Source organism: Clostridium cibarium (assembly GCF_014836335.1).
In the GTDB taxonomy this organism is placed as follows: domain Bacteria; phylum Bacillota; class Clostridia; order Clostridiales; family Clostridiaceae; genus Clostridium; species Clostridium cibarium.
In genome coordinates this window covers 146,051-152,104 of the sequence record NZ_JACSRA010000007.1, presented here as the reverse complement: position 1 = coordinate 152,104, position 6,054 = coordinate 146,051, and the positions used below count along the sequence as shown (strand labels likewise).

The following is a 6,054-nucleotide window of genomic DNA, read 5'->3' as shown; positions in this document are numbered from 1 at the left end:
CGGAATCGAACCGGTACGGTGTTTAACCACCGCAGGATTTTAAGTCCTGTGCGTCTGCCAGTTCCGCCACTTCGGCACATCATGGTAGCGGAAATAGGACTTGAACCTACGACCCTTCGGGTATGAACCGAATGCTCTAGCCAGCTGAGCTATTCCGCCATCTTATGGTTGCGGGGGCAGGACTCGAACCTACGACCTTCGGGTTATGAGCCCGACGAGCTACCAACTGCTCCACCCCGCGTTATTATAATTTTCAACTGAAAAGTTTGGTGCCGAAGACCGGAATCGAACCGGTACGGTGTTTAACCACCGCAGGATTTTAAGTCCTGTGCGTCTGCCAGTTCCGCCACTTCGGCAAGTTTTTCTCTTGCTGTCTCTAGCAACAAAACTAATTATATAGCATGATTTATATACTGTCAACATTTTTTTATATACTTTTTATTATATTATAAATATGTTACCTATATTGCTCCTAAATCGGCTATTTCAGTAGCATCTTTCTCCTAAATTATACCTTTCACTCGCTTGATAACTAGATGAAAAAACATAAAAAAATAAGATGCTTAGTAAAAACTATACATCTTATTCTTATATTTATATAAAATTACTAGATCTTTTATGATCTGTTTTTACTATTCTTACCTTTAAATTCTTGATGTTTCTTTACATCCTGCATTTTTTCTTCACTATCTTTTAAGAATTTAGATATTTTATCTTCAAAGTTTACTGATCCAACTTTATTAGTACTTCTATCTGTTCCCCAATCAAATTCTACAGGCTTAACAGACTTTTTTTGAACATTTGCTTGCTTAATAGATAAGCTAATCTTTCCATTATCATCTATTGAGATAACTTTAACCTTAACCTTATCCTGTTCATTCAAATGTTGTCTTATATCTTTTACAAATGAATCTGCTACTTCTGAAATATGAACTAACCCAGTTTTCCCGTCCACCTCTACAAAGGCTCCAAAATTCGTAATGTTTACTACTGTTCCCTCTAATATGTTTCCTGCCGCTAAGGTCATGTTTAAAAGAATCCTCCTTAAATTAAATATATATGTTATTAAAATAATAACCTACCCTTGTTAATTGGGATCAGACTTCTTTATTTCTACAGAAGTTTCACCCTTTTTTATCATATTTAGTCTTTCTCTCGCTAATTGCTCAATATATTCATCTGATTGAGCTTTATCGCTTTCTTCTTTAAGCCTTTCATTCTTCTTCTGAAGTTCTTGAAGTTGCTCTTGTTTAGCTTGTTTATCTTTTTCTATCCTCACCATAGTTTGTTCTTGTCTAACAAAACCTACAATAAGAATAATTGATAGCACTAAGATTATTAAGTTTTTTATTGTTAACTTCCTTTTCATCCGTAGCACCTCATAATAAAATCTATATTTATATTGTAATCACTATATCTATTTTATTCAAGTTATTTTTAGTTTGTTACGAATTTTTATTTCCCATTCTTGATAAAAATATCTTAAAAGGGTAAACTAAATTCTTAAACATTACTCTAAAAAATTTTATTATTCCTTTTGCAATAATTTTTTCAATATATATTACGTAATGACTAACTAATTTAAAGTATATTATTAACGATATAAATATGAATAAATATACGTACGGACCTAAAAAAGCATAGTTTGTATATAATAAGAAAGAAAATACAACAAGTGTGCAAAATGCCCAAAATAATACATCCTCTATAACAATCAAAAGTTTAGGAACCTTAAGACCTCTTATCAACCTATAAGCATCAAAGAGAATCCCTGTAATAACTCCTGCTATCAAGCTATAGATGACTATGTCTAATTGTACATCCAATTTTAACGGCATCTATTTTACTGGAATATCCTTTTTATTATGTTCTCTTTATTCTTTTTCACATTTTTGCCACTATAGATGATAGCCAAAATTGTTCCACATATAATCACATCACCATTTTGCACATCCAACTTATTCATTTTTAAACCTTCGCCTTTTATACTTAAATTCCCCAAGTTTGTATTTAAAGAAATTTTTTCATCATCAAAGTTTACAACTTCCAAAACACCTGTCAATGTAAGTTTTTTTCTACTCTCTAATGTTAGATTACTTTTCATTTCTTCTTCCATACATAATCTCCTATATTAGTTGTTAATAAAATATATGTATAAAAAAGAATCTTTATTCTAAAAAATGTTATTCTTGATCTTCCTCTCCTTCAAGAATAACATACATATCTTTCGCATCTTCTTTTCTTACGTGTTCAGCAATATTAACTATTTTAGCTTTTAATGATCTGCTAGCAAATTGAATCTCAATAATATCATTTTCTTTAATATCACTAGAAGCTTTTGCTACTTTTCCATTAATACTTACTCTTCCAGTCTCACAAGCTTCTTTAGCTACCGTTCTTCTTTTTATAATTCTTGAAACCTTAAGGTATTTATCTAGTCTCACCTTTTTTCTCCTTTTCACTTATTTGTAAAAGAACCCGAGCAAATCTCTCGGGTTCTCTTTAAACTATTTGTTTACTTTTTCTTTAAATTCTTTTCCAGCTTTGAATACTGGAACAGTTGAAGCTGCTATCTTAATAACTTCTTTAGTTCTTGGATTTCTACCATCTCTTGCAGCTCTTTCTCTAGTTTCAAAAGTACCAAATCCTACTAATTGAACCTTTTCACCTTTTTCTAATGCTTCTTCAACACTTTCTATAAATGCCTTTAAAGCTACTTCTGCATCTTTCTTTGTTAATTGGCTCTTTTCTGCCATGCTTGTAATTAATTCTGATTTATTCACGATTACATCCTCCTTAAAATCCAGTTAACCTTTTATATAACTGTGTTTATGTACCACAACTACATTATACTATTATATAACCACTTTCCTATGTAGTCTATACATTTAGTACATTTTATATGTTAATCTACTAAATTTATATATTAATGGATTATATATATACTGTAGCGTAGTAACTGTTAAAGTATAATATTCTCCAAAAAAAATAAAATTCCTTCTTGTAAAGCTTATTTTTCAAGTTTTTTTGCGTCTTCCCATAATATATTCATTTCTTCAATTGGCATACTCTCTAAACTTACCCTTCTCTCTCTTGACTTTTCTTCTATATAATTAAACCTCTTAATAAATTTATCTGTAGTAAAATTCAAAGCTTCTTCTGCATCAACTCCTAGGAATCTACAAAAATTTACACAGGAAAATATTAAATCTCCTACTTCTTCTGTTATCCTTGCCCTATTTTCACTTTTATATACATCTAAAACTTCATTTATCTCTTCTTCTACCTTTTTTATTACATCCTCTATATTATCCCAGTCAAATCCTACCTTTTTAACTTTTTTCTGAACCTTACTCGCTCTTACCAATGCAGGAAGTGCCTTAGCAATCCCCTCCAACTCATCACCAATAGTATTAAAATTCTTTTCTTTCTTTTTTAATTCATCCCAGTTTTCTAAAACTTCTCTTGAATCTTTCACATTACTATTTCCAAATACATGAGGATGCCTGTATATCATTTTATCGCAAATTCCTTGTATAACATCTCCAAAATTAAAATACCCCTCTTCTCTTCCAATAGCTGAATGAAAAATTATCTGTAGCAACACATCTCCAAGTTCTTCTATAAGCGCGTTATCATCTTCATTCTTAATAGCTTCGTATACTTCATAGCTTTCCTCTATAATTGCACTTTTTATAGAATCATGAGTTTGTTCCATATCCCAAGGGCATCCATTTTCTCCTCTTAATATATCTATAATGTCCATAAGATCATAGATATCCTTTTTATTCTTTATATCTCTTGGTACGTAAACAGAGGTCAAATAATCTAAATCATCTTGCATGTCTAATTCATAAAGAGGTATATTTCTTATACTTTCTTCTCCTTCTACCCCAATAGCTCTGCAATAAATTATTTCTGTTTCATCGCTATAGTACTCTCCAAGTTTTATTTTAACTTCTGAAGCAATAAACTGATTATATACTTGGGTAATAACAGTTCCAACTCGTTTATCAAATATTTGCTTATCTATATCAAAAGCATCCACTACTTTTATTCCATCTGTAAAATCAATTTCTAATCTATTCATAATTACATCCAAAAAACTTGTAGCTGGTACAATTTCATATTTAACTGAATTTTCTTTACATAGATTAATTAAGTTTGTAACAGATTTCTCTGCTTCTAATGGATGCCCTGGAACTGCATACACTAAATTCCCTCTTTCTTTATGCTTGTTTATTAAATCACTTGCTATTTCTTCATATACCTTATCAAAATTAGTTAGCTCTTCATAAACGTAATCATAACTAGTAAAGTTAACACCTTCTGTCTTCAAATATTCAACAACAGGATGTTTTTCTGTTCTAACTATAACGTCACTTTTTTCCTTTAAGGTATTAATAGCTCCTATCGTAAGCTCATCTATATTACCTGGCCCCAATCCTACTATCTTTATCATTAGGCTCTCTCCTTTTTATTTATTTTTTCGTCTATTTAATCTTTCTTTAACTTCATTAAAACTTAGTACTTTAAGCAACAATATACTTATTGTGTATATTATAACACCTACAGATATAGATAGTAAGCAGGATATGCTATTACTCCCCGAATTTCTATATATCATATTATATATTATCAAAACTCCTATCATCATAAAACTCGCTGCATATGCAGGTTTTATAAAATTGTCATAAAAATTAAATTTTGTTTTTAGCTTAATTTTCATGGAAACTATGTTTAAGATAGTGGTAAATACATATGCCCCTATACTTGCAATAACCGCACCATATATATTGAACTGTATTAATGGAACTAATAACATAGTTAATATTACTTTAACAACACAACCTAAAAATAAATTAATTACAGGTAAAACATAACTTCCTATACTTTGCAAAATAGATGTAGTAGTTTGCGTTACTATTATAAAAGGAATGGATAATGAAAGATATTTCAATATATCAACCCCATCAAATCTTCCCGGAAAAATAAACTTCATTATAGGTTCTGCCATAAAAAATAATCCAAACATACACGGAACCCCTATAATAGCAGAAAATTTTAATGATATATCAATTTTACTCTCAACCTCTCTCATCCTTCTAAGAATATAATTTTCTGCAATAATTGGTATCAAAGAAGTACATAATGCCATAGATAAAGTTAGAGGAATATTAACTATTACAGATGCCTTTCCTGTAAGTTGAGCATATAATATTGTTGATTGTTGATTTGAAAATCCTGCTTCCAAAAGTTTTTGAGGAACTAGTATAGAATCAATTAGGCTCATAATAGTACTAACTGTTGCTCCCAAAGATATAGGAATAGCTATCATCAAAATTTTACTTAAAATTTCAGGACTACTTTTTATTGTTTTAATCCCATAACTTTTTTTAACTTTATAATATTTAAAGCATAAATATATACTTCCTAGAAATCCACCAGCTGCTGCTCCAAAGGCAGCACCTCCTGCTGAATGTTCTATTCCTTTAGGTAACAGAACTATGGCTAACCCTACTCCAAAAACAACTCTTCCCACTTGTTCAAATATCTGCGATATAGCCGGAGCTGTCATATTTTGAAGGCCTTGAAAAAAGCCTCTATAGACAGTCATAATAGATATTATAAAAGGAGCAAATGAAATTCCTATTAATGAATAATATGCTCTCTGGTCCCACTGCAAGAAATTAATTATAGGTTTTGCAAATAAAAATAATATACATGATGTGCCTGTCCCAATTATCATCATTATAATTGTAGATTCTTTAACTACTTGGAAACTTCTATTTATATCTCCTTTTGCATTATTCTCTGATATCATTTTTGACATAGCTACAGGAATTCCTGACGCCATAGCCACAAAAAACATATATAACGGGTAAGACATCTGATAATACCCTACTCCTTCATCTCCAATAAGCATTATTAGAGGCCATCTAAAGAACAGTCCCAAAAACCTAGCAACTATCCCAGATATTCCCAAAATTAAACTTCCTTTTATTAAGGATTGCTTTTTCATAAAATACCTCCAAACTTTATATGTACTAATTA

General features: G+C 30.5%; 8 protein-coding genes and 3 tRNA genes. All 11 read right to left on the bottom strand.

What is annotated here, in order from left to right:
- Nucleotides 1–82: 82 nt before the first annotated feature.
- A tRNA-Met gene (locus tag H9661_RS06340) sits at nucleotides 83–159 on the bottom strand.
- A 6-nt stretch (nucleotides 160–165) separates the two neighbouring features.
- Nucleotides 166–241 (bottom strand) — tRNA-Met (locus H9661_RS06335).
- Nucleotides 242–267: 26 nt separating this feature from the next.
- Nucleotides 268–356: transfer RNA gene (locus H9661_RS06330), tRNA-Leu, on the bottom strand.
- Between the two features lie 260 nt (nucleotides 357–616).
- Entirely contained in the window at nucleotides 617–1,027 is a 411-nt protein-coding gene (locus tag H9661_RS06325; protein ID WP_143317558.1) for a S1 domain-containing RNA-binding protein, read from the bottom strand.
- Between the two features lie 60 nt (nucleotides 1,028–1,087).
- Nucleotides 1,088–1,369, bottom strand: coding sequence for an FtsB family cell division protein (locus H9661_RS06320; protein WP_143317557.1), 282 nt, complete (start codon nucleotides 1,367–1,369; stop codon nucleotides 1,088–1,090).
- A 76-nt stretch (nucleotides 1,370–1,445) separates the two neighbouring features.
- Nucleotides 1,446–1,838, bottom strand: a complete 393-nt coding sequence (gene yabQ / locus H9661_RS06315) for a spore cortex biosynthesis protein YabQ (protein WP_143317556.1) — start codon at nucleotides 1,836–1,838, stop codon at nucleotides 1,446–1,448.
- A 5-nt stretch (nucleotides 1,839–1,843) separates the two neighbouring features.
- The gene (gene yabP / locus H9661_RS06310) at nucleotides 1,844–2,116 is read right to left on the bottom strand and encodes a sporulation protein YabP (protein WP_143317555.1); all 273 of its coding nucleotides are present in this window, start codon (nucleotides 2,114–2,116) and stop codon (nucleotides 1,844–1,846) included.
- 67 nt (nucleotides 2,117–2,183) lie between these two features.
- Nucleotides 2,184–2,444: an RNA-binding S4 domain-containing protein gene (locus H9661_RS06305; RefSeq protein ID WP_143317554.1), complete on the bottom strand. Its 261-nt coding sequence runs from the start codon at nucleotides 2,442–2,444 to the stop codon at nucleotides 2,184–2,186.
- A gap of 63 nt (nucleotides 2,445–2,507) precedes the next feature.
- Entirely contained in the window at nucleotides 2,508–2,783 is a 276-nt protein-coding gene (locus H9661_RS06300) for an HU family DNA-binding protein (protein ID WP_143317553.1), read from the bottom strand.
- 227 nt (nucleotides 2,784–3,010) lie between these two features.
- On the bottom strand, nucleotides 3,011–4,462 hold the full coding sequence (gene yabN, locus H9661_RS06295) for a bifunctional methyltransferase/pyrophosphohydrolase YabN (protein ID WP_191767957.1): 1,452 nt from the start codon (nucleotides 4,460–4,462) through the stop codon (nucleotides 3,011–3,013).
- 15 nt (nucleotides 4,463–4,477) lie between these two features.
- Nucleotides 4,478–6,022, bottom strand: a complete 1,545-nt coding sequence (locus H9661_RS06290) for a putative polysaccharide biosynthesis protein (RefSeq protein ID WP_143317551.1) — start codon at nucleotides 6,020–6,022, stop codon at nucleotides 4,478–4,480.
- Between the last annotated feature and the right edge of the window lie 32 nt (nucleotides 6,023–6,054).

Excerpts from the sequence above, each read along its gene's own strand:
- H9661_RS06290 (WP_143317551.1), bottom strand. The coding sequence starts at position 6,022 with ATGAAAAAGCAATCCTTAATAAAAGGAAGTTTAATTTTGGGAATATCT.
- H9661_RS06325 (WP_143317558.1), bottom strand. The coding sequence starts at position 1,027 with ATGACCTTAGCGGCAGGAAACATATTAGAGGGAACAGTAGTAAACATT.
- H9661_RS06320 (WP_143317557.1), bottom strand. The coding sequence starts at position 1,369 with ATGAAAAGGAAGTTAACAATAAAAAACTTAATAATCTTAGTGCTATCA.
- yabN (WP_191767957.1), bottom strand. The coding sequence starts at position 4,462 with ATGATAAAGATAGTAGGATTGGGGCCAGGTAATATAGATGAGCTTACG.
- yabP (WP_143317555.1), bottom strand. The coding sequence starts at position 2,116 with ATGGAAGAAGAAATGAAAAGTAATCTAACATTAGAGAGTAGAAAAAAA.
- yabQ (WP_143317556.1), bottom strand. The coding sequence starts at position 1,838 with ATGCCGTTAAAATTGGATGTACAATTAGACATAGTCATCTATAGCTTG.